The following is a 26,510-nucleotide window of genomic DNA, read 5'->3' as shown; positions in this document are numbered from 1 at the left end:
CAACATCATTTATGGCCAAACTTATCCAGTGATGGTTAACCTTTGTGATTTTATTTACAAAACTAACACTGACAATAACAGTAATTTAGTCATTTCAGCGGTTTGACCCTACCGACAAACACTTTTCATTCAAAATTTTTTGAACTATTAATATTTATCTTAAATCTACGCGATGTTAAACCAATGACGCCTAAAGAAAAGTAGTTACAAGTTAAGTCCGGTAAAGCACTTTAATCACATGCCAACCAAATTTAGTTTTAACAAGATGAGGCTCTAATATTGCGCCCTTAAAGGCTATTTTATCAAACTGAGGTACCATTTGGCCTCGTTTAAACTCGCCTAAATCACCGCCCTTTTTACCAGACGGGCATGACGAATATTTTTTAGCTAACGTTTGAAACTTAGCGCCTTTACCTAACTGCTTAAGAATATCTTCGGCAATTTCTTTGTGCTTAACCAATATATGAAGTGCGTGCGCTGTAGCTGCCATGTAAAAACCTTTTTAATACTATTAGATAAACACGCATATTATAGCGGTTCATAAATTAACTATTTAATATTATCTTTCGGAAAAAAAAAAGCCCCGACTCTTTCGAATCAGGGCTATCTATATGTGGTACCGCAAGACGGACTTGAACCGTCACTTCTTTCGAAACCGGATTTTGAATCCGGCGTGTCTACCAATTCCACCACTGCGGCTAAGGAATTTAAGCTTTATAAGCTTTGCAAAATTTTCTGAATTTACCAAATAACTTTGCAAAGCTTTGTAAGTAAATAACGTACCACCATATTTACCAAAAATTTAAATTCTTCTTCATCAAAATGACTGCATTAATGAATCTGTTCGGCATTATACGAACATCAGTTAATTTAGCAATATATTTTATTACTCAGCCGACTGTTTGCTGAATATTTATACGTTTGTGATGTTTACAGAATTATTTAAATTTTCATTGGTTAATTTTTATCAATAGCTTTGCTAGAATAGTTGAAATTTTTATATTCACTCTTTTAGGCTTTTAATGACATCTGTAACTTCTGATAGTGTAGAAACTTTCCCTCGAGCTGGTTTTCGTCGCCGCTTAGCGTCTTGGGTTTATGATCTGTTAATTGCCATTGCGGTTTACATGACCGCAGGTGCAATATCTTTTCTACTCATGTACTTAGGCTTTCACTTTGGTTTGTTTGGATTGCAAGGCTATGATCACTTTTCTGATACCATCGCCAATACGGTCTGGTTAAAATGGCCAAATGAATTTTGGAAAATTGCTTGGGTATCATTTTTCTTTATTTGGTTTTGGTCTAAGACAGGTCAAACATTAGGAATGAAAGCGTGGCGTTTACGTGTCCAAAATCAAGATGGTTCTTTAATCAATAAAGTTACTGGCTTAAAAAGATTGCTACCTACGCTACTTGGTCTAGGAAACCTTAACGTAATTTTTGATCGTAAAAATAAGTTGAGTTTACAAGATAGGCTGACAAAGACAGAGGTTGTGCTTTTAACGTTAGAAGCTAATCGTGGTCGTCTATAGTATACCAGAGCAGGATAAAAAGCTTTTACCCTGCGAACTCTGACAAGTGAAATAATGCTCAAATAAAGGTGTTAACTGGGCCGTTTATTCATTAAATATAACGCTAACGACACAAAGATAAAGCTGGGCATTAGCGCCCCAAAAGCGGCAGGCAGTTGATATACTAAACTTAACGAGCCGAGTACTTCATTAGTAATAAAAAACAAAATTCCCGTCGCTACCCCCATCATAATTCTTGCGCCCATAGAAACAGATCGTAAAGGCCCAAAGACAAAGGATAATGCAAGTAATAACATTACCGCTACCGTTAAAGGTTGAACTATTTTTCGCCAAAAAGCTAACACGTAGCGGCTAGGGTCTTGATTGTTTTCTTCCAAATAACTTAAATATTCTGACAAGCCACGTAGTGATAAAAGCTCAGGTTTTACCATAACGACACCCAGTTTTTCAGGGGTTAAACTCGATGTCCACATTTTAATAGATGATAACTCTTTAGTCATTTTATTTTCATTTAAATGGGTATCAACAACATCTCGTAACTGCCAGGCATCTTTTTGGTAAATGGCACTCTCTGCAGACAGCCAACTGGCTAGTTTTAATGATTTGTCAAAGCGGTATATTTGAACATCATTTAATTTACCTTTGTCTTCTACTTCGCCTATATGAACAAAATAATCGCCATCTTTTGCCCAAGTACCATCAGCAGAGGGAATCAAACTTCCTCCTGAAATGGCTTGTGCTTTGAGTTGTCTTGCCGCCAATTCACTTTCAGGTGCTAACCACTCACCTACAGCCATACTAATAAGCACAAGAATAGTCGCTGATTTCATCACTGACTTAATAATATCTACACGAGACAAACCTGCGGCTTGCATAACGACAAGTTCACTGTTTGATGCGAGCATGCCCATACCAATCAAACCACCAATCAATGCCGACATTGGAAAAAACATTTCAATATCAGGGGGGATTTTATAAAGCACAAATAAAGCGGCATGAGCAATATCATAATCGCCCTTTCCTTCTGTTACTGTTTTAATTTCTTCAACAAATTTAATTATGCCACTTAGGCTTACAAAAACGGATAATGTTATAAAGGTCGTCGATGCTATAATTCGGCCAATGTATATGTCTAATATACGCATTATGATGATATTCCTTTACGAGTAAAGTTTCGCATTAACTGAGGCAATTTAGCTTTCACTTTCAACCAGCTACTGCGATCTTTAACCAGTAAGCTTACGCCTAAAACAAATACAAAAAAGTGTACAGGCCATAACCCTACACTTTTAGGTATGGTTGAAGATTCAACGCCAGAACGTACCGCAGTAAGCATTAAAAAATACCCTAAAAACAACAATAATGCAGGTAACATTTTAGCAAACTTCCCCTGCCTTGGGTTCACAACACTTAATGGTACTGCGATTAAAGTCATGATCAAACACGCAATAGGAAAAGCAATACGCCAATGTATTTCAGCACTATATTGCGCGGTGTCATCTTTGAATAAATCAGGCGTTGGAATAGCCCTTAATTTTCGATTTTTGTGCGCCACTTTTTGATCTTGTATTTGAATATAGTATTTATCAAAAAAGACTGCTTTGAACTCCTTACTCTTCGTATCGTTTTGATAACGCGTACCATCACTCAGCACTAAACGCTGAGAGCCACTATCTTCTTCAATCACCTGACCCGATTGTGCATAAACCAAACTTGCATTGATAATGCTTTTATCGGTGGCTTTTTTATCTGGTAACTGTGCAACAAAAACCTTTTCAAAGGTATTATCATCACGATTTTTATCATGAATAAAAACAACGGCTTTTTCATTACCTGTTGTTTGAAAACGACCCGCGATAAGAGAACTTAAACCCGAATCTGTCGCTAGCTGTTCTTTAACTTGATACTCGTATTCCGAAGCCATTGGCGACAGATATAAGGTAAAAACACCGGTAAAAATGGCCGTAATTAAACTTAAAATAAGCGTAACACGCACCACATACCATTCACTGACTCCACAGGCATGCAATACTGTCATTTCGCTATCGGCATAAATACGCCCGTAAGCCAGTAAAACCCCCAAAAATAAACTCAGGGGCAAAATCATTCCCGCTAAATCAGGTATTTTCAAGCCAATAAAGACCATAACCAAATGTCCGGGAGTGCCACCTTCTGCCGCATCATCAAGAATACTGACAAACTTATTACTGATAAATATAGTCATCAACACTAAAAATACCGCTAATTGAGTTTTAGCGACTTCTTTGAGTAAATAACGAAAGATAATCATAAGAATTCCCTATAAAAACATCGTTTTTTTCTGACATTTGCTCTATTTTTAAGTAAACTTGTCGTTTTCATAAGTAATATTAATTTTTGCTCTGAAGGGAATTCGCTTGCATCAGGCTATAATTATAGCCTGTCGCTGAATACTTTTAAAAGTAAGCATATCGATTATTTATAGATTTAAACAAGTTTACTCGTAAATTTCATTTAAAAACAGCTTGTTTTTGTACGAATTAGGAGAGCTCATGGAGTTCAATGTAAAAAGTGGTAGTCCCGAAAAGCAACGTAGCGCCTGTATAGTCGTTGGCGTTTTTGAACCTCGCCGTCTTTCAGCGATTGCTGAACAACTTGACGAAATTAGTGAAGGTTACATCAGTAACTTATTACGTCGTGGCGATTTAGAAGGTAAATCAGGGCAAATGTTACTGCTTCATCACGTCCCTAATATCTTAAGCGAACGTGTTTTACTGGTTGGTTGTGGTAAAGAGCGTGAACTTGATGAACGCCAATACCGCCAAATTATCAGTAAAACCATTAGTACCTTAAATGAAACGGGTTCAATGGAAGCAGTATGCTTTTTATCAGAATTACACGTTAAAGGTCGAGATACTTATTGGAAAGTGCGCCAAGCCGTTGAAGCGACCCAAGATTGCTTATATAACTTCCACGGATTAAAAACGCGCAAAGTTGAAGCTCGCCGTCCGTTACGTAAAATGGTTTTCAATGTGCCAACACGTAGAGAGTTACCCTTGGGCGAACGTGCAATTTCTCATGCGCTTGCTGTTTCGGAAGGCATAACTACCTGTAAAAATGTGGCTAATATGCCGCCAAATATTTGTAACCCAGCTTATTTAGCTGAACAGGCTAAAATTTTAGAACACGATTACGACAATGTCAGTACCGAGATTGTTGGTGAGAAAGAAATGGAAGCATTGGGCATGAGTTCATATCTTGCCGTTGGTCGTGGCTCTCGCAATGAATCGATCATGAGTGTCATTAAATATAATGGCGCTGCTGCTGACGTTAACCCCATTGTTTTAGTCGGTAAAGGTGTTACTTTTGATTCAGGTGGCATTTCATTAAAGCCTGGCGAAGCTATGGATGAAATGAAATATGACATGGGTGGAGCAGCGGGTGTTTTAGGTGCTATGCATGCCTTAGCCGAATTACAACTACCGATTAACGTTATTGGTGTGTTAGCCGGTTGTGAAAATATGCCCGGTGGCGACGCTTATCGTCCTGGCGATATTTTAACGACGATGTCAGGTCAAACAGTTGAGGTATTAAATACTGATGCTGAAGGCCGTTTAGTGTTGTGTGATGCGCTTACTTACGTTGAACGTTTTGATCCAGAACTTGTTATTGATGTAGCAACACTTACCGGCGCGTGTGTTGTTGCTTTAGGTAAACATGCTTCTGGTTTATTAAGCACACACAATCCATTAGCACATGAGTTATTGAATGCTTCTGAACAAAGTGGCGACCGCGCATGGCGTTTACCGTTATGGGAAGAGTACCAAGAACAGCTAGAAAGTCCATTTGCCGACTTTACCAATTTAGGTGGTAAAGGTGCAGGTACTATAACTGCTGCCTGTTTCTTGGCGCGTTTTACTAAAAAGTATCATTGGGCACATCTTGATATTGCCGGTACAGCTTGGCGTGGTGGTAAAGAAAAAGGGTCGACTGGCCGCCCTGTAAGTTTGTTGACTCAATTTTTATTGAATCGTGCTGGCGCAGAGCAAAGCGAATAGCTTTAAACTAAAAGAAAGCAATAAAAGGAACAATGCGAACATGCAAACACAAGTAATGTTTTATTTGCTTGACGATAATGCAAAGTATGACCATGTGGCTGAACAGCCCCATGCCCATGCTTGTTTGCAGGCTGCTAATTTTTACCGTCAAAATCAACGTATATTTATTTACTGCGCTGATCAGCAAACGGCTCATCAATTAGATGAACTGCTTTGGGCATTTGAACCTGACAGTTTTGTTCCTCACAATTTACCGGGCGAAGGCCCTAAAAATGGCGCAGCCGTTGAAATTAGTTGGCAGCCGCCCACTAATCGTCGCGCTATTTTAATAAATTTAACCAGCACAGTGCCAAACTTTGCTAATCAGTTTTCACACATTGTTGATTTTGTACCCAGTGATGAAACCCTAAAACAGCAGGCTCGAGAGCGTTATAAGGGCTATCGTCAATGGGGGTTTCAAGTGGATAATCAAACCGCGCCACAACAGTCAAATTCAATTAATGCACATCAATCAAGTTAAGTAGTCATTCCCATGGAAAAAACATTCAATCCTTCAGAAATAGAACAGTCTCTTTATCAAAGTTGGGAAGAGCAAGGTTATTTTAGCCCAACTGGCGAAGGAGATGGCTATAGCATCGCTATACCACCACCTAACGTTACCGGTAGCTTGCATATGGGACACGCGTTCCAACAGACTATTATGGATACCTTAATTCGCTATCAACGTATGCAGGGTAAAAATACCTTATGGCAGACCGGAATGGATCATGCCGGCATAGCAACACAGATGGTCGTAGAACGAAAAATTGCCGCTGAAGAAGATAAAACACGTCATGATTACGGTCGTGATGCATTCATTGATAAAGTGTGGGAATGGAAGAACGAGTCAGGTGGCACTATCGGCAAACAAATGCGCCGTTTAGGGAACTCAATTGACTGGACTCGCGAGCGTTTCACGATGGACGACGGCATGTCTGAAGCCGTGCAAGAAGTTTTTGTGCGCTTATTTGAAGACGACTTAATCTATCGTGGTAAACGTTTAGTTAACTGGGATCCAAAATTCCATACCGCTATTTCTGATTTAGAAGTTGAAAACAAAGATAAAAAAGGCCACATGTGGTACTTGCGCTATCCTTTAGCTGACGGCGCAAAAACGGCTGAAGGTCATGACTACTTAGTCGTAGCAACAACTCGACCAGAAACCGTCTTAGGTGATACGGGTGTAGCAGTTAACCCTGAAGACCCTCGTTATAAAGACCTGATTGGTCAAAATGTTTTATTACCCTTAGTTAATCGTTTAATTCCAATTGTTGGCGACGACCATGCCGATATGGCCAAGGGTACTGGTTGTGTAAAAATCACACCAGCCCATGACTTTAATGATAACGAAGTGGGTAAACGTCATGATTTACCCTTAATCAATATCTTAGATAAAAACGCCGCTATTTTAGCCGTCGCCGAAGTTTATAAGAACAATGGCGAGCCTTCAGATGCATATAGCACTGAATTACCGGCTGAATTTGCTGGCTTAGACCGTTTTGTTGCCCGCAAAGCCATTGTTGCCGCGTTTGAAGACTTAGGCTTTTTAGTTGAAGTAAAAGAACATGATTTAGTTGCACCCTATGGTGATCGTTCTGGTGTGATCATTGAGCCATTATTGACTGATCAATGGTATGTTCGCACGGCACCTCTCGCTGGACCTGCCATTGACGCAGTAGCAAATGGCGAAATTGAAATTGTGCCTAAACAATATGAAAACATGTACAACGCTTGGATGCGTGATATTCAAGATTGGTGTATTTCTCGTCAGCTTTGGTGGGGTCATAGAATTCCAGCTTGGTACGACGACAATGGTGGTGTCTATGTGGGTAGAACCGAAGAAGAAGTTCGCACTAAGTATTCATTAAGTGCTGATGTTAACTTAAAACAAGACGATGACGTACTTGATACGTGGTTCTCATCAGCCTTGTGGACATTTTCAACCTTAGGTTGGCCAAGTAGTATGGAAGATCTTAAGAAATTCCATTCAACTGATGTGCTCGTTACTGGCTTTGATATTATTTTCTTCTGGGTTGCACGCATGATCATGATGACCATGCATTTCATTAAAGACGAAAATGGTAAGCCACAAGTTCCGTTCAAAAAAGTCTATGTGACAGGGCTTATTCGCGATGAAAATGGCGATAAAATGAGTAAGTCAAAAGGTAATGTTGTTGATCCGCTAGATATGATTGACGGCATTGCCCTTGAAGACTTGTTGGAAAAGCGAACGGGTAATATGATGCAGCCAAAGTTGGCCGCAAAAATAAACAAATTAACTAAAAAAGAATACCCAGAAGGTATTGAAGCGCATGGAACGGATGCCTTACGTTTCACCTTAACCTCTGTTGCTTCAACAGGTCGTGACATTACGTGGGATATGAAACGCTTAGACGGTTACCGCAACTTCTGTAATAAATTATGGAATGCAAGTCGTTACGTCTTAATGAATACCGAAGAGCAAGACTGTGGAAAACTGGTTAACGCTAAACAAGGTGAAATGGAATTTTCATTAGCTGACCGTTGGATACTAGGCCAGTTTCAGCAAACCGTTAAAACTGTTCATGAATCTTTTGATGCATTCCGCTTTGACCTAGCTTCACAAGCACTTTACGAATTCACTTGGAACCAGTTTTGTGATTGGTACTTAGAGTTAACCAAACCAGTGTTATTTAAAGGTAGTGAAGCACAACAACGTGGTACGCGTCATACTTTAGTAACTGTTCTAGAAAGTTTATTACGTTTAATGCATCCCATCATGCCATTCATTACTGAAACGATTTGGCAGCGTGTTGTGCCATTGAGTAATTTCGTTACTGATTTCAAAGGTAATGAAACTGCCAGTATTATGGTGCAAAGTTTCCCTCAATTTGATGAAAGCCAATGTGATCAAACAGCGATTGACGACTTAGAGTGGGTAAAACAATTTATTGTTGCTATTCGTAATATTCGCGGTGAAATGGATATCTCTCCAAGTAAAGAGTTACCGGTATTACTTAGAAATGTTAACGAAAATGATCAACGTCGTTTAGATGAAAATCAACAGTTTTTAAGTGCTTTAGCAAAACTTGAAAGCATAACGGTCTTAGCGGATGATGATAACGGTCCACTTTCAGCAACAGCCGTTGTTGGAGATTTATCAGTCTTAATACCAATGGCAGGCTTAATCGATAAAGAAGCGGAACTCGCTCGATTAGCTAAAGCCATTGATAAGTTAGAAAAAGACGCTGATAGAACACGTGGCAAGCTAAGTAATGAAAAGTTTGTTGGTAAAGCTCCAGAGGCGGTTATTAACAAAGAAAAAGCTAAGTTAGCCGATGCAGAATCTGCGTTAACAAAGCTTGCTGAACAAATGACACAAATTTCAGCGTTGTAGTCGTCATTTATGTGTCATTGATAAATAATAATGATTCTCAGTTATAAATATTCAATAAAGCCAGCACCTTAGCTGGCTTTTTTATGTCATAAAAAAGTCACTAAATCTTAAAGATTTTATAGGATCTCAATAAAATATTGTGCTAACATACTTTTGCGTTGAGTTTTTGCGTTTCGGGAGAAGGATATTTCAACTATTAACCTTTATTTATAAAGGTGATTATTGATTAACCTCAGACGCTACTAGTTTGTGTTATTGGAAACCTTTCTCTGTCTGTACTTTTATAGGTAGAGAGCATTTACTCCGTATATATCAAAGTGGATAATCCACTTATTACTATTTTTTAATTATTAAACCTACGGGAAATGTTCACATGTCTGATTCAGTAACTGGTAAAGTAAAATTTTTTAACGAATCTAAAGGATTCGGTTTCATCGAGCAAGATAACGGTCCTGACGTTTTTGTTCACTTCAGCGCTATCTCTGGTGACGGTTTCCGTACACTAACTGACGGCCAAGCTGTTACTTTTACTATCAAGCAAGGACAAAAAGGTCCTGAAGCTGAAAACGTAATTGCTTCTTAATAACGACTTATTGTAGTTATTAAAGGATCTTAGGATCCGAATAAAAAAAGCGGAACAATGAAAATTGTTGCGCTTTTTTTTATACTAAAATTCAACACACCACGTTTTTTAAAGAACGCACATACCTTCAAACACCCCGTTGCTATCGAACCCATTAACAAAGTCATCACTAAAGATCATCAAAAACGCATCAGTGATTGAACAAGAGTATGTGTTCTTATCGCTATGAGTTTATTTGTACGGCTGGGCCGATGAATCGCGTTTTAAAAGAACTTATTGGCGCAGCCATAGTATTTGTTAATTAATAAAAAGAAGTGAGCTAATGAAGGGAGGTTTACAATAGTGACACCGGTATTAAATAGCGCAGCGGAAACACCCGTAAAAGGTATCAGCAAGGCTATAAAATACGGTGCCTTATTTTAGTTAGTGGGTTATCTCTGTAGAAATGATATCTACAATCGCATCAATATGCATTTCATCGGTATTTAAAGCTGGAATATAATGATACGTTTCGCCACCAGCACCAATAAACATATCTCGGTTTTCGTGCACTAACTCTTCTAAAGTTTCTAAACAATCAGCACTAAATGCAGGGCTAATAATAGCGACATGCTTATTATCAGCGGCAAGATCAACAAGCGTTACATCGGTATAAGGTTGTAACCACTCTGCTTTACCAAAGCGTGACTGAAAGGTCATCACAAAATCATCCTCAGTAAAGGCTAACGCTTCCATTAATAAACGCGTTGTCTTTGCACAACAACAATAATAAGGGTCACCCTGCTCTAAGAAATACTTAGGCATACCATGAAAAGATAATACTAACTTATCCGGCTTACCATGTTCTGCAATATGCTTATTTACACTTTGCGCAAGTGCAGCTATATATTTAGGGTTATCATGATAACCGCTAATAAAACTTAAGCTAGGTATCCAGCGCCACGACTTAATTTTATTAACAACGGCGTCAAACGTTGAACCGACTGTAGGTCCAGCATATTGAGGGTAAAGCGGTAGGGTGATTATTTTACTAACACCGGCAAGTTGTAATCTATCTAAAGCATCATTGATTGTAGGCTTGCCATAGCGCATTGCTAATTCAACCTTTACATCTTCACCATATTTTTCGGCAAGTACTTTGGCGACTTCATCTTTTTGCTGTTTGCTGATCACCAACAATGGTGAGCCTGAAGGTGTCCAAATACTCTCATATAACTTAGCTGATTTTTTTGGTCTAACCCGTAAAATAATACCGTGCAATATCATTAACCAAATAAGTCGAGGTATTTCGACCACACGAGAGTCAGAGAGAAACTCGCCTAAATAGCGTCGTAAAGCTGAAGGAGTTGGCGCTTCAGGCGTGCCAAGATTAGTGAGTAATACACCAATTTTTGCTTTTTTGTTATGAATTTCTTTTGTGCGGCCGTGAAAACGTCCAGAAAATTTAGGCATGAATTAGATACTCTATTATTTAAATGTCGACAAAAATACGATTCATTAATATACCCTATTTATACATCATCATACTGAAAGAATTCAGTATGATGATGAAAGGTTTCAAAAAATAATATCGCTTATCTTATGGGACAATATTGCTAACCACTAAATTTAGTGGCTCTGTTGTACTTGTAGCTACATCATTAAGTTCTGCTTTAAAATCGCCTGATTTGATACCTGCGCCACCTAAAGCGGAAACTACTGCATAAATATGCACGGTATCAACATCACTCAACTTCGCTTGTGGTGTCATTGCACGAGAATCATTCAAAATAATGGTGATAGGTAAATCACTCGCTAATAACTTAATGGCAGCTAGTGGCATACGTCCGAGCGAAGTATCAGCAGGTATCGCATAAATGAAGACAGTTCTGTCGTCTTCCTGCGACAATGTAGCTAATATTTCATCACTTAACGAAACACTTACCGTTAACTGAGGTCCTGTGGTGCTTTCATCAGCTTCACTGAGATTACCCCCCTTACTATCACGATTGGCCATGCGAGTTTTCGCTTCTTCAATCACTTCTAATAACGCTTGCTTGTTAACATTTTTTTTATCTGAATCAACAACACGTTGCCAGTGAGAAATAGCGATTTGAAAGTTACCAGCAATAAAATTATGCATGCCCAATAATATATTAGTAGAGGGATCATTAGGATCAATCGTTAACGCTTGGTCGATAAACCCTTGAACTGTACTATCAATTTTTTGCTCATTCTTATAGTAGACTGTTTGCGCTTTAGCACCGAATATATCCGCTTGTGGGCCCTCAATACGTAGCACTTGATCATATGCTTTTAACGCGCCATCAAATTCACCAACGTTAACTAATGACTGCCCTAAACTATACCAAGCGTCTGAGTTTTCAGGTTCAGTTTTAGTGACTTCCATCAAACGTTTAAGTTCGTTAACCACTTGTTGTTCGGGATTCACCAATTGTTGCATTGGCGCTTGTGGCGTCATTGTAGTTAACTTTTCATAAGTACCTATTTCAGCATATAAATAAAAGCTAAAACCCAAAATAAAAAGCGATAAACCGACTGGCCAAACAAAACCTAATACCTTAACTTCTTGTGGAGTATTACTTTCAATATCTTGATTTTCCATATCTTGTAATAACGTATTATCAAGCTCTGTTAATAAATACTGATAGTTTTCATCATCAATATTATTTTGCTGAAAATCTTTTTCTATTTCAGCTTTATGCTCATGATATAAACGCACGTTTGTTTCATCGCGTTGCGTATCATCAATGGTAACGGTACTTTGTTGTTGTTTTATAAAAGGTGCCCACACTACTACTAATATCAGTAATAAAAAGGCGATAATGATAAAAATTAATTCCATGAGACAGCCTTATTTATTTTTTAGAATTTGATCAAGTTTGTCTTTCTGATCAGTACTTAATGGTTTTTGGGCATTTTTTACCGGCTTCCTTCGCAGAATAAGCACAACAACGATAGCACCAATGAAGAGCAGCCCTGCGGGACCGTACCACAAAATATAAGTTAAGCTATTAACTCGTGGACGATATAAAACAAACTCCCCATAACGAGAGACCATAAAGTCAACAATCTCCATATCTGCTTTACCAGCTTGAAGCATATCGTAAACTTCTCGACGTAAATCACCAGCAATGGGTGAGTTTGAATCAGCTAAATTTTGATTTTGACATTTAGGGCAACGTAATTCTTTGTTAAGTGAATTAAAACGATTCTCTGTGACTTTATCCTTAAAAACATAAGTATCAACCGGCGCTGCTAAAATAGATGAACTGAATATAGTAACCGTTGCTATAAGTGCTATAACTGCGTATTTACTGAACATTATTACTGATTCCCTTTATGGCGAGTTGAGGCTAAAAAATCAGCTTCAATTTGTGTAATCAGTGGTTCGAATTCACTTTGCCAAATTTCTGGTGTTAGTGGCCCGGCATAACGCTTACGAATAATATTACTGTGATCAACAACGAAGGTTTCAGGTGCTGCATAAACGCCTAAATTCACGCTGAGTTTCCCTTCTTCATCAAAAGCTGAAAATTGATAAGGATTACCGAGTTTAGTTAACCACTGAGCTGCATCTTCTCGCTCATCATCATAATTTAAACCATAAATAGTAAAACGATTTGTTTTTGACAGTTTGTTTAAATATTCATGTTCATAACGACATGAAGGACACCAAGTCCCCCAAACATTAACCAGTTTAATACCCGGTTTAAAGTCAGCTGTTGTCATAATCTGTGATTGACTTAACACTGACGTTAAAGCAAATTCAGGAAATTTTTTACCGATCAGCGCAGAAGGTAACTCAGTCGGGTTAAGTGATAACCCTCTGAATAATATAGCGCCTAGTGCAATAAATAAAATGAGAGGAATAAGACGAATCAGTTTACCCATTAAGCATGTCCCTCTTTGCTTGTTGCTAGTTTGTCAGCAGCAGGTGTTACTAAAAAGGTTGTCTGTACGTTATTAATGATATTTTTACGACGGTAGCGTTTATCTAATATTGCTAAAAACCCACCAAATGACATAAATATTGCGCCCAACCATATCCAACGAACAAAAGGTTTATAATGGACACGAACTGCCCAAGCATTTCCTTCTAAGGGATCACCTAATGCCACATAAATATCACGGAATAGACCTGGATCAATACCCGCTTCAGTCATTCCCATGGTTTGTACTAGGTACGTGCGCCGTTCAGGTTTTAAAAGCGTAACAAACTCACCATTATTATAAACTTCAATCTGGCCTTGTTCAGCACTATAATTGGCGCCTTTTACCTGTTTAATACCTTTAAAAGCAATTTCGTAATCGGTATCGTCAATTTGAACTTTGTCATTAACGTACATTTTTACGTTCGTTTCACTTTCATATACTGAGACGATAGTTACCCCAACAATAGTGATCGCTATGCCCATATGAGCACAGGTCATGCCCCATTGGCTTAACGTTAGCTTAGAGAATTTCCATTTGTCATTACCCGAGTTTATTTGATTAATTAACTCTTTTAAAACAACAAGGAAAACCCAACAGGCTAAACCTACCCCCATAGTAACCAAGGGTACGAATTCACCACCGTATAAAAATGGAAATGAAATACCCACGGCAAGACTTATCACGAGTGGACTGAACATTTGTTTACGTAACTCACCTTGTTTGGCTTTTTTCCAGCGAATTAACGGACCAATACCCATGACGACAAAAAGTAAACTCATTATCGGCACAAATACCGCATTGAAATACGGAGGTCCTACCGATATTTTTCCTAAGCCCATTGAGTCAACTAACAATGGGTATAAAGTTCCTAACATAACAGTAACAGTTGCAACCACTAGAATAATATTACAAATAAGTAGCGCAGTTTCTCGAGAGTACAAAGCAAAACGGCTAAACGTTTGAACGGTACTGGCTCTAAAAGCGTAAAGTGTTAATGAACCGCCAACCGCTATTGCCAGCAATAATAAAATAAACATGCCACGACCGGGATCAGCTGCAAATGAATGCACCGACGTAATAACACCCGAACGTACTAAAAATGTGCCTAATAAACTCAAGCTAAAAGCAAATATTGCCAGTAACACGGTCCAGTTTCTGAATGTGCCACGTTTTTCAGTAACCGCTAATGAATGAATAAGTGCCGTTCCAACAAGCCATGGCATAAAGGAAGCGTTTTCTACAGGATCCCAGAACCACCATCCGCCCCAGCCAAGCTCGTAATAAGCCCACCAACTCCCTAAAGCGATACCTAATGTTAAGAATATCCATGCAGCGACGGTCCAAGGTCTTGCCCAGCGAGCCCAAGCAGCATCTAACTTGCCACACATTAACGCCGCAACAGCGAAAGCAAAAGCAACAGAAAAGCCGACATAACCTAAATAAAGCATCGGTGGGTGAATAATTAAGCCAATATCTTGTAGCAGTGGATTTAAATCGCGGCCTTCGGTTGGCACCATCGGCCATAGTCGCTCAAATGGATTAGACGTTAATAGCGTAAAGAGCATAAATCCGATGGCTATCATGCCGAGAACCGCTAAAACTCGAGCAACAAAAGCTTCATCAATACCTTTACTGAATTTAGCGACAGCGGCAGTCCAAGCAGTTAATGAGAAAACCCACAACAAAAGAGAACCTTCGTGTCCACCCCATACCGCGCTGATTTTAAAGTAGTAAGGTAAATAAGAATTAGAATGACCCGCAATATATTTAACGGAAAAATCGTCGATAACAAAACTCCAGCCGAGAATAATGAGACTGATGGTTGTAAAGGCAAACATGCCAAAGGTTAAAGGTTTAGCATAACCAACTAAACGTTGTTGATTAGTTGCCAAACCTACTAATGGGATAATGCTTAAACATATAGCAAAAGCCAAACCTATAATAAGGGCGAAATGTCCTAACTCAGGGAGCATTACTTCAGGGATCATTACTTTCTCCGATTCAGTGCACACACTAAATACAAAAATTTATCGATAAAAGACATCATTAAAATAATTTTATAGTCAGTTATTGTTTAAATTATTTGCCCATAAACAAATAAATAAAAAATTTCAAACTAAAAATTTCGGTAATTCTAGCACTATATGATGTTTAATATCATCAATGTAACACGAAAATAAATGATTAATTTTCTCACGTCTAATGCTAGCCTTTACTGTGCGATATAGTATGATATTACCCAATTAGATAATACGATTTAAATCGATTCGTTATGCCACAAATCACGATAACATTCAGCTTATAAACTTGATGTGAAACTAACGTATAATAATTATTCAAAAAGTGACTATATTGGCCAACTCTCTAAATATTCAATCATCAAATAATCAAGTACTGCTATCGGCAAACGGATTGACTTGTATTCGTGAAGACAGAGTATTATTTGAAGCACTTAATTTTTCAGTGTTTAGTGGTAATATTATACAGGTGGAAGGTCCAAATGGATCAGGTAAAACGAGTTTATTACGTATTTTAGCGGGATTATCGCAACCTTATGACGGCACGGTATTATTTAGAGAACAAAACATTACTGAACAGTCTGATGAATTTCACCAAAACCTCTTATATATAGGGCACTTACCTGGTGTAAAAGGTGAAATTACCGCTCAAGAAAATTTAGAGTTTACGCTCGCCTTACATGGCAACGATGTATCGACAGCGGAAGAAACGTTAGAAAAAGTGAATTTATTAGGGTTCGAAAATGCCCTCGCATCACATTTAAGTGCCGGACAGCATCGTCGAATTTCTCTTGCACGCTTATGGCAAAGTACAGCCCCTATTTGGATACTCGATGAACCTTTCACCGCTATAGATAAGCGCGGCGTCGAAAAATTAGAGCAATTATTTCTAGCACATGCTCAACGCGGTGGTTGTGTTATATTAACGACTCACCAAGACTTGTCATTTCCTGAAGATAAGGTGAAAAAAATCACTTTAGATTACCGCTTTTATTAGAGATAACTTAGCATGACACCCGAACATAATTTATCGTATAAAGCCGCATTCAATTTAATTATTAAACGAGATCTCACTATTGCCTTTCGTCATCGTGACGATATTATTAACCCATTATTATTTTTTATTATTGTTGTGACGTTATTTCCTCTTGGTATTGGCCCTGAATCCACGACTTTATCGCGTATCGCCCCAGGCATTATTTGGGTAGCCGCTTTACTTTCTACACTATTATCGCTCGACCGGTTATTTAAATCTGATCATGACGACGGTTCGTTAGAACAAATGATGCTGAGCCCTCATCCCATTTTTATATTAGTAATAGCAAAAATAACCGCTCATTGGTTGGTGACCGGCTTACCCCTTATTTTTATTGCCCCACTTCTTGCCGTACTGTTACATTTGAATGAAAATAGTTACAGTGCATTAATGCTAACGTTATTGTTAGGCACGCCCACATTAAGTTTACTTGGGGCTATAGGTGTCGCGCTAACGGTAGGTATAAAGAAAGGTGGCGTATTACTCAGCTTATTAGTATTGCCCCTTTATATTCCTGTATTGATATTTGCGACTAGCGCCATAGATACTGCGGCAATGAACTTACCCTACAGCGGACAACTTGCTATAATTGCCGCACTGTTTTTTGGCTCGTTAACCTTAGCCCCATTTGCTGTAAGTGCAGCATTAAAAGTGAGTACTAACTAATGTGGAAATGGCTACATCCTTATGCAAATCCTGAAGTGTCGTATCACTTTGTGGGTAAATTATTACCTTGGATTTCAAAAATCACTTTTGTCCTGCTTTTTATAGGCATTGTGTGGGCACTGGTTTTTGCTCCTGCAGATTACCAACAAGGTGACAGTTTTAGAATATTCTATATTCATGTCCCTACTGCTATTTTATCGATGAGCATTTATATGGCAATGGCAACAGCAGCTTTCTGTAGCTTGGTATGGCAGTTTAGACTTGCTGACGCATCCGCTGCAGCAATGGCTCCAGTGGGTGCAGTTATTACCGCAATCGCATTATTTACCGGTGCCGCTTGGGGTAAACCTATGTGGGGAACTTGGTGGATTTGGGATGCACGTTTAACCTCTGAACTCGTTCTACTTTTCCTCTATTTAGGGGTAATTGCTTTACACAATGCTTTTGAAGATAAAAATCTTGCCGGAAAAGCAGCCGGAATTTTATCGCTAGTAGGCGTCGTAAATATTCCTATTATTAAATATTCAGTTGAGTGGTGGAACACGCTTCACCAAGGTGCAACGGTTAGTAAAATGAGCGCTCCATCAATGAGTATGAATATGTTTTGGCCTTTCGTGATCTGCTTTTTAGGTATAGCAATGCTTGTTGCCTTTGTGATTTGTATCCGTTTTCGTACTGAAATATTATCGCGTAACGGTATGCGTCCTTGGGTACGAGCATTAATTACCGAAGAAGGAGTTAAATAATGCAATTTGATAGTATTTCTGCATTTTTTGATATGGGTGGCTACGCATTTTTCGTTTGGTTATCATACGGCGTAAGTGCTTTTCTCTTAGCAGCACTCGTATATAGCAGCCATAATAATCATAAGAATGTTAAAAATAAAATCGCTCAACGTTTACAGCGAGAAATAAAATTACGTAAAGCAGCTGAAAAGTCTTTAGCTGAAGCGAAGCAAACTGATGATAAGATGTCAGTTGTACAAGATCTATCAAAAAAATCTAATAAGGTTGTTCCATGAATCCTCGTCGTAAAAAACGTTTAACCATAGTTATTTCAATTTTAGTTGGCCTAAGTATTGTTGCAGGAATGGTGCTTTATGCCCTAAGCCAAAACATAGACTTATTCTTTAAACCTTCTGAAATATATCAGGGTAAAGACGATACGGGCATTAAACCGATTAACGGCCAGCGTTTACGTATTGGTGGTTTAGTTGTTCCTGGGAGTGTAAAACGTGATCCATCGAGCTTAGATGTTACTTTTGAACTCGTTGATATGAGAATGCCTATTGTCTTTAATGATACAGACCCTGTCATTAAAGTGCATTATGATGGCATATTGCCTGATTTATTTCGTGAAGGACAAGGTATTGTGGCTAACGGAATGTTGGTTAATGGTAATTTCATTGAAGCCTCTGAAGTATTAGCTAAACATGACGAAAACTACATACCTAAAGAATTAGCTGATGACATGGGTGAGAAACACGTAAAGCCAAGCTATACAAAAGAACAGATAGAAAACCAACAATACTAGTAAAAAAAACGCTACACAAAGGTAAATATTATATTTGCCTTTGTGTAGCGTTTTTTATTGTAAATTTACTCGTTTAACTAGGCAACATCATAAGCCAATATAATGCGGTCATCGATTTTATTGAGAATGTTAACCTTACCTTCAGAAACAGCAATTATCAACTTACCTTGTTTAAAACTTTTAGGAATAACCACTCGACCTTCCGGCGATTGTAAGAATAATTCAATTTTATGTAAAAGTTCAAGAGATGTATCGCTGAAATAAATCACTGTTACTCTCTTTCTTTGGAAACCTTCCATGGTTCACTCATAATTTTATTGTTATATATAAATTGAATCATTGCCTCCTATAATTATTATCTCCTTCTATAACCGCTAAAGATCAAAACTCAATAATACAAAACCACATCTTCTAAAACCAGCCCGTTAAACTGATATTCCGACTAAGCTATGGCTGTTTATATCTTTATACTGCCATAAACTTAAAGCAAAAAAAACCCTGAGTATAAACTCAGGGTCGATCAAATCAGATCGTTTAACGCACCCTCAACTAGTGAGATCGGATATCCATACGGATAAATTTATAAAATATGTCTATAAAACATTTACGTTTACACATTGTCCACAGATGTAAACTACTTCCAACTCTTCATTTTATGGCCTTTAAGCGCATAAAATAAAATAAAGGCATAACAAGGTAACATCACGATATATCCCCCTTGTTGACCAAATGATGAACCGCTTGCTAAGCCCCAAAATAGTGGACCAAAAGCGCCACCTGAAATTCCCATGACGAGTAATGCCGAACCTACGCTGGTTAATTTACCCATGCCTGAAAGTGCCAATGGGAAGACTGCTGGCCAAACAATCGCATTTGCTAAGCCAAGGAAAGCAATAAGCAGTAAAGTGTCGGGCAATTGCCCACCACCAAAAGGAACAAGTACCGCATTGGCAATTGCATATGAATTATTGTCACCAAAAACCACACCTAAACTAAGCAGTAAGCCTAAAATAGCCGAAACAGTTAACGCTTTTTGTTGCGAAATAAAACGAGGAATGAAGAAAATCCCTAAAATATAACCTACCACCATGCATATCATGGTGTATGAAGTCATAACACTGTAGTTTTCAACACCTAAAGACAAAGCAAACGTGCCTATGGTATCGCCAGCAATGACTTCGACGGCAACATAGAAAAATATGGTCAAGACACCCAACGCTAAACTAGGGTGGGATAATGCTTCTTTTATATGTCCTTTGCTATTCGCTTCTTCTGAATCATCTTCACTGGGTAACTCAGGTAGTGATGATTTTTTTACGGCAAAACCCAATAAACCAATAAAAATTGCCATACCTAGGTAAGGCATAACAAGTGAACTAGCCATTTCGTCAATACGGGTTTGTGTAAGTACTTCAGCTGAATGCTCTTGAAAGCCACTTAAAATTAATGCCGTAAAAACTACAGGCGCAATAACACCCGCACCTTTATTCAAAATGCCCATGATGCTGATACGCGCAGCCGCCGATTCTTCAGGCCCTAAACGCACAACATAAGGATTAACAGCAGTCTGTAACAAAGTAATACCTGATCCCATCACTAACTGAGCAAACAAAAACAAAGCAAATATTTGTGTTTGGGCAGCAGGAATAAACAGCAGTCCAGCAATCATCATCGTCGCCATACCTAAAGCCATACCATTTTTATAACCAATTTTACGAATAATGGTTGCTGACGGTAAGGCTGTAAAAGTAACAGCGATATAAAATGAGAATAGTATTAATGAAGCTTGGAACGGTGACAATTGTAAGATCTGTTTCAAGTACGGCATTAGTGACCCGTTAAGCCATGTGGCAAAACCGAGTATAAAAAAGAGTACCGCGACAATGGCCATCGGTAGTGCATTACTCTTTGGTTTATCGTTTGTTATTGTCATTTCCATATATTCCTCAATATTTATCTTATTATTATTGTTTTACGATAGTTATAACTAACATGCTTTTTTGTAAACTCTATTTCCTGCAATCCAGGTAGACTTCACTTTAAATTTATCGTCAAGCTCAACAAAATCAGCTTGGCTTCCTATGACTAACCCTCCTCGAATATCACGTTGGTTGATATAATTTGCCGGATAACTCGAGGCCATTCTCAACGCTTCATCTAGAGGTAATTTCAAACCTAAATGGGTATTTTCTACCGCTTGTGCCATGTCTAACACCGAACCTGCTAACTCGCCTGTTGTTGAGGTTAATTTCCCCTTGTTCAATAAGACTGTCTTACCGACTAAATCAAACTCAATACTATTGGTTCCTACTGGTGGCATTGCATCTGTGACTAAAAAAATGGTTCCTGCGGGCTTGGCTTTAAGGGCTAATTTACAGCTGTCGTAGTTAACATGATGACCATCAACAATTAAGCCACAACTGGCTTGATCGTTTAACAATGCGCATCCTGTAACACCCGGCTCTCTACCTTGTATGGGCGACATCGCATTATATAAATGCGTAAAACCATCAGCCCCGGCAACTAACGCTTTTTGCGCCGTATTAAAATCAGCATTGCTATGTCCTAAGCACACCTTAATACCTAAAGAAACCATACGCGTAATATCGTCAGTACTTACTGTTTCTGGTGCAAGTGTTACTAATATTCTCCCCATATCTTTGCGTTCAAGTACTTGCCACTCTTGCAATGAAATTGGGCGAATGTGCTCTTCAATATGAGCACCTTTTTTCGCCACAGATAAATGAGGACCTTCAAAATGAATACCAATAATACCAGGCACTTTTTCTGCGATAGCTTTAGCTATTGCGTCAGCAGCTTGCTCCATTACAGATATTTTATCGGTAATAAGAGTCGGTAGCATAGCGGTAGTGCCAAATTTGGCATGAGCCGCCATAATCGTTTTAATATTATTCAATGAAGGTGAGTCGTTAAATAATGCGCCTCCACCTCCGTTGACCTGTAGATCAATAAAGCCAGGAACAACCAAACCTTCTAGTACTTCATCTACGCTTGCTGTGTTGTTGTCGAATGCTATGATTTTTCCATCGGCGATCGTTAACACTTGATCGTCAATATAGTTTTGACCATCAAATAATTTTTTAACGTAGAGACGAAATATAGTCATAGCAATGGTTGTTCCTTAAGTTATTTCAATAAATGAGATAGGCTTACTGTAAAGCAAGCTGTTGCTTAGCAAAAATGATAGAACCCACCTCAGGAGGATATAACGGTTCAATAAGTTTCGCTTGAAGATCTATATCTAACCAAGGTTTTATTCTTGGTGTTAAACCACCAATTAATGATATTTCAGGAGGATGTTGCTTTAATAGCTGCTTAGCAACATGACTAATATACTCGGCGCCTTCATTAACAATTGCTAAGGCAAGTTTGTCACCTTCTTCAGCTGAGTCAAAAACCAAATTCGCCATACGAGCATAAAATGCGGCGGGTTTTCCAGCAATAACTTCAACGAGTTCAACATCATCTTTTACCTTTAATAACGCTAATATCTTGTCATTAATTGATGACGGGGGAATAAGTCCATCGAGTGACAATAAAGATTGTTTCGCTGCCTGCAAACCAAACCACGCGCCACTGCCTTTATCACCATGAGGAAAACCGTGCGCGCCAACAATATATGAATGTCCCTCTACATAAGAGAAACCACACGACCCCGTACCTGTGATAATAACCGCACCGTCTTTTCCGTTGTGGGCACCAAGACAGGCAACGAGGAGATCAGTGGTCAGGTACATTTTTTTAAACGGATGTTGCCAATTTGACATTTGTTTAAATAAAGCGGGTAAATTAACCCCAGCAAGGCCAACACCAGCAACGATATGACCCAATTCACTTTCATCAATTTCAGCATCTTTAAGTGCTAATTTAGCTGATTCAGCAATCGAGTTAATTGCTTGTTCATATCCATGTAATGGGTTAGCAGGACCTGCAATACCGGTTCCTAATATTTTGTTATCACCCGACATTACGATAGCTTTACACTTACTACCACCGCCATCAATGCCTAAAAATATTTCTTTATTGTCACTGCTGCTCAGCATGTTGACCTCATGTCTGTATATTTATTATTTTGTCACTCAAACTGATAAACAATCAGTGACTAAAATATATTCTGATTTCATCTTAACCACTAATGACAGCGTTGTCATTTACTTTTTAAGTAAAAATCAATTATTTTTATTTATATTCAACAAATAAAAACACAATAGGCTGGTTAAACTAAAATTATTAGCTAAACAGCCCATAGGGTCAACTGTGAATTAGTTGCTTTTAACCGTAACAGAACGACCTTTACGCTGCCTGTCAAAACTAATACTCCTAACGCTCACGTCTCCTTTAATAGCAACGGGGACTTCATAAAGCGTCCAGTTGCCCGCTTGTTCTTTATACTCAATAGCAATGCCCGGAAAGGCGATATTGGTATAAAGCTTCCCCTCTTTCACAATCGCCCCCACAGTAGGTAATCGATAAAAAATGTTATCATTTTCTAATTTAACTAACGCTTTTTGACCAATAGTATTTGCAAATAATTGCCATTGTTGATTACGTTGTGCTTTTTTCTGTGCCGTAAAAACTTTGGTTGCTTGACTGTATTTAGCTCCTTGATAATTATACGGAACCGCCCAATCAGCTAAATGCCATGCACGCTCGGCTAAAGCAAAAAGTCGTGGAAATAATTTATATTGCGCCGTATGGTCAGTGCGAGTGTTTTCACTCCACAATTGCCCTTGGATACCCAAGAAACGATTACCTAACTTCATCGGTGTTTGGCTATCATCGGCTTGATAAGGGTTGTCTTGACGGTCTAACCAAAACTCAGCATGAATAGGTAGATTGTCGGGTATAAATTGGAAAACTTTTTCAGTATTCGTATGTCGAGAAGCCCAATAGTAACCATGTTCTTTAGGATCCGCTTCATAAGGAAAATCAAAATACAATACATCGGGTGATGACAACACAACTTGCCAATCTCTATTGACCAATTGATGGGTTTTATTATGACCTCCCCAAGCTAAAGTATCCCAGGCATTGGACTGAACAATAGCAGGCATATTTTCTTTGCGAGTATGCTCCATACCATCACTCCAACCTGCAGTTTCTATATCCAAATCAGATAATATATTCGCAACACGCTCAATAAAATAAGCACCAAGCTCACTCATTTCCTTCACGCCTTTATCATTATTGGTAACAAAATCTATACAAGCTTGCGACTCTATCCAAGCCCCAGCAGTTTCATCTGCACCAATATGGTAACGCGTTAGTGGTTGACCGCCATCAGCATGAATTTTTTTAACTTGAGTCATCACTTCAGTAACAAAGTCGTAGGAAGACTCTAAACAAACGTTAATGGTATTATCATTATAAAATTGCACCGAGGAGTAGACCGTTGGGTCATTAACCTCATGGAGAATAAACTGTTGCGCTTTGCCACCTTGTTCGGCTATAGCGTATTTTTTAGTACGCGCTGCCATCGCTTTAATCGCGGCACGCGAATGCCCTGGCATATCTAAAGAGGGGATCACTTGAATATGACGGGCCGTTGCCGCTTGCAATATTTCTTGATAGTCAGCCACAGAATAATAGCCATTTACTTCACTTTTAGCATCAACGCCAGCACCGAGTTGTGGTGACAAACAATTTTGGTCGTTTAAATCAAAACAACGTCTACTGCTAATTTCGGTTAATTCCGGTAATGAAGGGATCTCTAATCGCCAGCCTTCATCATCACCTAAGTGTAAATGTAGCTTATTAAGTTTATAAGCCGCCATTTGATCAAGCAGCGTTAAAATTAACGTCTTATCGTGAAAGTTACGCGCAACATCAATTAACAGACCGCGAAACTCATAATGAGGTTCATCATTAACCGTTAACACAGGTACTTGCGTTGAACCTAAGGTGATTAAGCTTGATAGTGATTGCAAGCCATTAAAAACACCAGCGCCGTCAACACCTGTTATCTTAATATCTGTTGTGGTGATGTCTAATTGGTAACTGCCAATCATTTTGCTGTTGTCTTCAACAAGTCTTAACGTGACAGGCTTGCCTTGAGTATTATTAGCAATACCTAAGGTGTCTAAGCGAGTAATTGCTACCATAACATCATCTTTTTCGACATTGCCATAATCAACATTAATACCAGAAGTAAGACTAAGCTGAGCATTATTCTTACTATAAATAACCGACTTCGGCGTAGGTATAATCACCTTGCTCACATCGAGCTTTTGCTCACCTAATTGAGTATTTCTTTGATATAAACTTGCCGCATTGAGCCACTGAGTAGAATCTTGGGCGGTGCGTTTAAACTGCTTTTCAACATCAGTGAACGGCACAACATAAGGCAGTACTTCTAATCCTGTTTCACTGTTTGTATATGGCTTGGTACTGGCTATTACACGAGGTTGTAAATTGTTTACACTGACAATATAGTTAGGTAAAGCATCGGTTTCAGACAACGACCAAAACATAGCTCTAAATAATAAGGTTTTGGTTTCGCCCGCAGTAAAACCTTTAAATTTATCATTCAACGATATTTTATGTAAATCGCCATTAATATGAACAACGTTGAATTCTTCACTCTCAAAGGATTGAATAGGCGCAATTTGACTAAAGTGAATATGCCAATCATTACTTTTAATCGCTTGAGAGGCTGTAAAGCTTAGTTCAACTTCAAAGCAATTACCGTCAGCGATGTTTTTATCACACTTATCACTAGGTATATTTGTTATTACTTTATACTTAACATTGAGCGTAGCAGCAATATTATCAATATCAGTTTGAGAAGCTTTAACTAAGCGCTTAAGTAATACATCTTGCTGGGTCTTGTCATTGGTTGTAGCGGAATGAATTGTTGAATTTTCACAGCCGAATAAATTTATGCTCGTTACCAAAAATAAGACGAGGAGTTGTCTGTTCATGTTTTTCTTACTCACAAGTTTACGTTAATCAATAGAATGCCAAAACTGCTTCGGGGGTTGAGGTTCCATTATAAATTAGTTGATGTTTAGTTTTCGCTAAGGCTAATCAACTTCGCTATACGCTGTGTAGAAAACAAACAACTATATATCGCAGCAAGAAACCCTTTGTCTTTTAATTCTTGGTAGTCTGCATCATTTAAATCTTTAAAGGCTTCTTCATCGATGGAATATAACCCCGTTACCGTAAACTCTTTACCGTTACTAGGTTTAATCGTTAATGATTGAGAAGAGAGTAAACTTTTATCTACCATTGTATTGATAAAAAGTTGAGTTGCATTCAGTTGTGAATTAGCTCGAGCAAGATTTTCTGTGACTTGCACTAAATACTTTGTTTGCTCACCTGTATCAGTAAACAATGCTTCACCATCGCTCTCTGATACCCTTTTACTGTCTAAATCAATACCCACAACAAAATTATTAGGTTGTTCAACAGACGACGATAATACGAAAGGAAAGTTAGTTAGGTGCTGAGGAACATATAAAGCATTCCAGCCCTCTTTTTTATGAAACAAATTTTCCTGCGGCCTTAAACCAAGTAACGCAACTAAATGGAAACGTCCTGTTTCTGCATCTTTTATAAAAACAATAGGATATTCCGCCTGGACTTGCGGTAATTCAAAAACGGAAATCGGTGTAACATGGCTATTAGCACTATGTGCATAACTAGGGTCTACTTTTACTTTCAGTGCTTGATGCTGACTTTTATTGAGTGGCGATAACTTAGCCATGTATTTCTCCAGTAATATTTATTTT

The 26,510-nt window shown here is 38.5% G+C and carries 23 protein-coding genes, 1 tRNA gene and 1 pseudogene; 10 read left to right on the top strand and 15 right to left on the bottom strand.

From position 1 onward, the window contains the following. Window positions 1-211 precede the first annotated feature (211 nt). Complete coding sequence (locus tag H4J73_RS17195) at window positions 212-490, bottom strand: peptidylprolyl isomerase (RefSeq protein ID WP_182223303.1); 279 nt, start codon at window positions 488-490, stop codon at window positions 212-214. 124 nt (window positions 491-614) lie between these two features. Next, window positions 615-699, bottom strand: a tRNA-Leu gene (locus H4J73_RS17190). Between the two features lie 323 nt (window positions 700-1,022). On the opposite strand from H4J73_RS17190, the gene H4J73_RS17185 reads away from it, so the two are divergent. Continuing rightward, a complete protein-coding gene (locus tag H4J73_RS17185) occupies window positions 1,023-1,532 on the top strand; it encodes an RDD family protein (RefSeq protein ID WP_182181722.1) in 510 nt (169 codons plus the stop codon). Between the two features lie 71 nt (window positions 1,533-1,603). Here the strand turns inward: H4J73_RS17185 and lptG are convergent, their stop codons facing one another. Next, window positions 1,604-2,677 (bottom strand): LPS export ABC transporter permease LptG, encoded by a 1,074-nt coding sequence (gene lptG, locus H4J73_RS17180; protein WP_182181721.1) that lies wholly within the window; start codon window positions 2,675-2,677, stop codon window positions 1,604-1,606. Continuing rightward, window positions 2,677-3,822 (bottom strand): LPS export ABC transporter permease LptF, encoded by a 1,146-nt coding sequence (gene lptF, locus H4J73_RS17175; protein WP_182181720.1) that lies wholly within the window; start codon window positions 3,820-3,822, stop codon window positions 2,677-2,679. The genes lptG and lptF overlap by 1 nt, the downstream gene beginning before the upstream one ends. Before the next feature lie 241 nt (window positions 3,823-4,063). On the opposite strand from lptF, the gene pepA reads away from it, so the two are divergent. From pepA to H4J73_RS17155, 4 genes are all read left to right on the top strand, one after another. Next, the gene (gene pepA, locus H4J73_RS17170) at window positions 4,064-5,569 is read left to right on the top strand and encodes a leucyl aminopeptidase (protein WP_182181719.1); all 1,506 of its coding nucleotides are present in this window, start codon (window positions 4,064-4,066) and stop codon (window positions 5,567-5,569) included. A 40-nt stretch (window positions 5,570-5,609) separates the two neighbouring features. Beyond that, window positions 5,610-6,089, top strand: coding sequence for a DNA polymerase III subunit chi (locus H4J73_RS17165; RefSeq protein WP_182181718.1), 480 nt, complete (start codon window positions 5,610-5,612; stop codon window positions 6,087-6,089). A gap of 12 nt (window positions 6,090-6,101) precedes the next feature. Beyond that, window positions 6,102-8,984 (top strand): valine--tRNA ligase, encoded by a 2,883-nt coding sequence (locus H4J73_RS17160; protein WP_182181717.1) that lies wholly within the window; start codon window positions 6,102-6,104, stop codon window positions 8,982-8,984. 373 nt (window positions 8,985-9,357) lie between these two features. After that, window positions 9,358-9,567 (top strand): cold-shock protein, encoded by a 210-nt coding sequence (locus tag H4J73_RS17155; protein WP_070375833.1) that lies wholly within the window; start codon window positions 9,358-9,360, stop codon window positions 9,565-9,567. Between the two features lie 423 nt (window positions 9,568-9,990). On the opposite strand, the gene hemH is transcribed toward H4J73_RS17155, so the two are convergent. From hemH to H4J73_RS17130, 5 genes are all read right to left on the bottom strand, one after another. Beyond that, entirely contained in the window at window positions 9,991-11,019 is a 1,029-nt protein-coding gene (gene hemH, locus H4J73_RS17150) for a ferrochelatase (protein ID WP_182181716.1), read from the bottom strand. 127 nt (window positions 11,020-11,146) lie between these two features. After that, the gene (ccmI, locus tag H4J73_RS17145; protein ID WP_182181715.1) at window positions 11,147-12,412 is read right to left on the bottom strand and encodes a c-type cytochrome biogenesis protein CcmI; all 1,266 of its coding nucleotides are present in this window, start codon (window positions 12,410-12,412) and stop codon (window positions 11,147-11,149) included. 9 nt (window positions 12,413-12,421) lie between these two features. Continuing rightward, complete coding sequence (locus tag H4J73_RS17140; RefSeq protein WP_182223302.1) at window positions 12,422-12,892, bottom strand: cytochrome c-type biogenesis protein; 471 nt, start codon at window positions 12,890-12,892, stop codon at window positions 12,422-12,424. 2 nt (window positions 12,893-12,894) lie between these two features. Next, on the bottom strand, window positions 12,895-13,461 hold the full coding sequence (locus H4J73_RS17135; protein WP_182181713.1) for a DsbE family thiol:disulfide interchange protein: 567 nt from the start codon (window positions 13,459-13,461) through the stop codon (window positions 12,895-12,897). Then, on the bottom strand, window positions 13,461-15,476 hold the full coding sequence (locus H4J73_RS17130) for a heme lyase CcmF/NrfE family subunit (RefSeq protein WP_182182103.1): 2,016 nt from the start codon (window positions 15,474-15,476) through the stop codon (window positions 13,461-13,463). The genes H4J73_RS17135 and H4J73_RS17130 overlap by 1 nt, the downstream gene beginning before the upstream one ends. 379 nt (window positions 15,477-15,855) lie before the next feature. On the opposite strand from H4J73_RS17130, the gene ccmA reads away from it, so the two are divergent. The 5 genes and pseudogenes from ccmA to ccmE all read left to right on the top strand — a co-directional run bounded on the left by ccmA (window position 15,856) and on the right by ccmE (window position 18,756). Then, the gene (gene ccmA, locus H4J73_RS17125; RefSeq protein WP_220460685.1) at window positions 15,856-16,518 is read left to right on the top strand and encodes a cytochrome c biogenesis heme-transporting ATPase CcmA; all 663 of its coding nucleotides are present in this window, start codon (window positions 15,856-15,858) and stop codon (window positions 16,516-16,518) included. Window positions 16,519-16,530: 12 nt separating this feature from the next. Further along, on the top strand, window positions 16,531-17,223 hold the full coding sequence (ccmB, locus tag H4J73_RS17120; protein ID WP_182181712.1) for a heme exporter protein CcmB: 693 nt from the start codon (window positions 16,531-16,533) through the stop codon (window positions 17,221-17,223). Continuing rightward, entirely contained in the window at window positions 17,223-17,969 is a 747-nt protein-coding gene (locus H4J73_RS17115) for a heme ABC transporter permease (protein ID WP_182181711.1), read from the top strand. The genes ccmB and H4J73_RS17115 overlap by 1 nt, the downstream gene beginning before the upstream one ends. Continuing rightward, window positions 17,969-18,080 (top strand): annotated as a pseudogene (ccmD, locus tag H4J73_RS21085) (heme exporter protein CcmD); the annotation flags it as partial. The gene H4J73_RS17115 and the pseudogene ccmD, both read left to right, overlap by 1 nt. Before the next feature lie 160 nt (window positions 18,081-18,240). Beyond that, entirely contained in the window at window positions 18,241-18,756 is a 516-nt protein-coding gene (gene ccmE, locus H4J73_RS17105; protein WP_182181709.1) for a cytochrome c maturation protein CcmE, read from the top strand. Window positions 18,757-18,833: 77 nt separating this feature from the next. Here the strand turns inward: ccmE and H4J73_RS17100 are convergent, their stop codons facing one another. The 6 genes from H4J73_RS17100 to H4J73_RS17075 form a co-directional block, all read right to left on the bottom strand. Next, window positions 18,834-19,055, bottom strand: coding sequence for a TIGR02922 family protein (locus tag H4J73_RS17100; protein ID WP_182181708.1), 222 nt, complete (start codon window positions 19,053-19,055; stop codon window positions 18,834-18,836). Between the two features lie 335 nt (window positions 19,056-19,390). Beyond that, window positions 19,391-20,695: an N-acetylglucosamine MFS transporter NagP gene (nagP, locus tag H4J73_RS17095; protein WP_404851861.1), complete on the bottom strand. Its 1,305-nt coding sequence runs from the start codon at window positions 20,693-20,695 to the stop codon at window positions 19,391-19,393. Between the two features lie 48 nt (window positions 20,696-20,743). Further along, window positions 20,744-21,883: an N-acetylglucosamine-6-phosphate deacetylase gene (gene nagA / locus H4J73_RS17090; RefSeq protein ID WP_182181706.1), complete on the bottom strand. Its 1,140-nt coding sequence runs from the start codon at window positions 21,881-21,883 to the stop codon at window positions 20,744-20,746. A gap of 43 nt (window positions 21,884-21,926) precedes the next feature. Further along, the gene (gene nagK, locus H4J73_RS17085; protein WP_182181705.1) at window positions 21,927-22,820 is read right to left on the bottom strand and encodes an N-acetylglucosamine kinase; all 894 of its coding nucleotides are present in this window, start codon (window positions 22,818-22,820) and stop codon (window positions 21,927-21,929) included. Window positions 22,821-23,039: 219 nt separating this feature from the next. Further along, a complete protein-coding gene (locus tag H4J73_RS17080; RefSeq protein WP_182223301.1) occupies window positions 23,040-25,697 on the bottom strand; it encodes a family 20 glycosylhydrolase in 2,658 nt (885 codons plus the stop codon). A gap of 86 nt (window positions 25,698-25,783) precedes the next feature. After that, window positions 25,784-26,485, bottom strand: a complete 702-nt coding sequence (locus H4J73_RS17075) for a SapC family protein (protein WP_182181703.1) — start codon at window positions 26,483-26,485, stop codon at window positions 25,784-25,786. Between the last annotated feature and the right edge of the window lie 25 nt (window positions 26,486-26,510).

The organism is Colwellia sp. MB3u-41 (assembly GCF_014076845.1).
Taxonomy (GTDB): domain Bacteria; phylum Pseudomonadota; class Gammaproteobacteria; order Enterobacterales; family Alteromonadaceae; genus Colwellia_A.
The sequence above is the reverse complement of the archived record's forward strand: the minus strand, read 5'-3'. Positions and strand labels throughout refer to the sequence as shown.

What these genes read in the sequence shown, in the direction of transcription:
- H4J73_RS17160 (WP_182181717.1), top strand. Translation starts at nt 6,102, where the DNA reads ATGGAAAAAACATTCAATCCTTCAGAAATAGAACAGTCTCTTTATCAA.
- H4J73_RS17115 (WP_182181711.1), top strand. Translation starts at nt 17,223, where the DNA reads ATGTGGAAATGGCTACATCCTTATGCAAATCCTGAAGTGTCGTATCAC.
- H4J73_RS17135 (WP_182181713.1), bottom strand. Translation starts at nt 13,461, where the DNA reads ATGGGTAAACTGATTCGTCTTATTCCTCTCATTTTATTTATTGCACTA.
- nagK (WP_182181705.1), bottom strand. Translation starts at nt 22,820, where the DNA reads ATGCTGAGCAGCAGTGACAATAAAGAAATATTTTTAGGCATTGATGGC.
- H4J73_RS17100 (WP_182181708.1), bottom strand. Translation starts at nt 19,055, where the DNA reads ATGGAAGGTTTCCAAAGAAAGAGAGTAACAGTGATTTATTTCAGCGAT.
- pepA (WP_182181719.1), top strand. Translation starts at nt 4,064, where the DNA reads ATGGAGTTCAATGTAAAAAGTGGTAGTCCCGAAAAGCAACGTAGCGCC.
- H4J73_RS17130 (WP_182182103.1), bottom strand. Translation starts at nt 15,476, where the DNA reads ATGCTCCCTGAGTTAGGACATTTCGCCCTTATTATAGGTTTGGCTTTT.
- H4J73_RS17185 (WP_182181722.1), top strand. Translation starts at nt 1,023, where the DNA reads ATGACATCTGTAACTTCTGATAGTGTAGAAACTTTCCCTCGAGCTGGT.
- H4J73_RS17165 (WP_182181718.1), top strand. Translation starts at nt 5,610, where the DNA reads ATGCAAACACAAGTAATGTTTTATTTGCTTGACGATAATGCAAAGTAT.
- H4J73_RS17080 (WP_182223301.1), bottom strand. Translation starts at nt 25,697, where the DNA reads ATGAACAGACAACTCCTCGTCTTATTTTTGGTAACGAGCATAAATTTA.
- H4J73_RS17195 (WP_182223303.1), bottom strand. Translation starts at nt 490, where the DNA reads ATGGCAGCTACAGCGCACGCACTTCATATATTGGTTAAGCACAAAGAA.
- lptG (WP_182181721.1), bottom strand. Translation starts at nt 2,677, where the DNA reads ATGCGTATATTAGACATATACATTGGCCGAATTATAGCATCGACGACC.
- nagA (WP_182181706.1), bottom strand. Translation starts at nt 21,883, where the DNA reads ATGACTATATTTCGTCTCTACGTTAAAAAATTATTTGATGGTCAAAAC.
- H4J73_RS17075 (WP_182181703.1), bottom strand. Translation starts at nt 26,485, where the DNA reads ATGGCTAAGTTATCGCCACTCAATAAAAGTCAGCATCAAGCACTGAAA.
- H4J73_RS17155 (WP_070375833.1), top strand. Translation starts at nt 9,358, where the DNA reads ATGTCTGATTCAGTAACTGGTAAAGTAAAATTTTTTAACGAATCTAAA.
- nagP (WP_404851861.1), bottom strand. Translation starts at nt 20,695, where the DNA reads ATGGAAATGACAATAACAAACGATAAACCAAAGAGTAATGCACTACCG.
- hemH (WP_182181716.1), bottom strand. Translation starts at nt 11,019, where the DNA reads ATGCCTAAATTTTCTGGACGTTTTCACGGCCGCACAAAAGAAATTCAT.
- H4J73_RS17140 (WP_182223302.1), bottom strand. Translation starts at nt 12,892, where the DNA reads ATGTTCAGTAAATACGCAGTTATAGCACTTATAGCAACGGTTACTATA.
- lptF (WP_182181720.1), bottom strand. Translation starts at nt 3,822, where the DNA reads ATGATTATCTTTCGTTATTTACTCAAAGAAGTCGCTAAAACTCAATTA.
- ccmB (WP_182181712.1), top strand. Translation starts at nt 16,531, where the DNA reads ATGACACCCGAACATAATTTATCGTATAAAGCCGCATTCAATTTAATT.
- ccmI (WP_182181715.1), bottom strand. Translation starts at nt 12,412, where the DNA reads ATGGAATTAATTTTTATCATTATCGCCTTTTTATTACTGATATTAGTA.
- ccmE (WP_182181709.1), top strand. Translation starts at nt 18,241, where the DNA reads ATGAATCCTCGTCGTAAAAAACGTTTAACCATAGTTATTTCAATTTTA.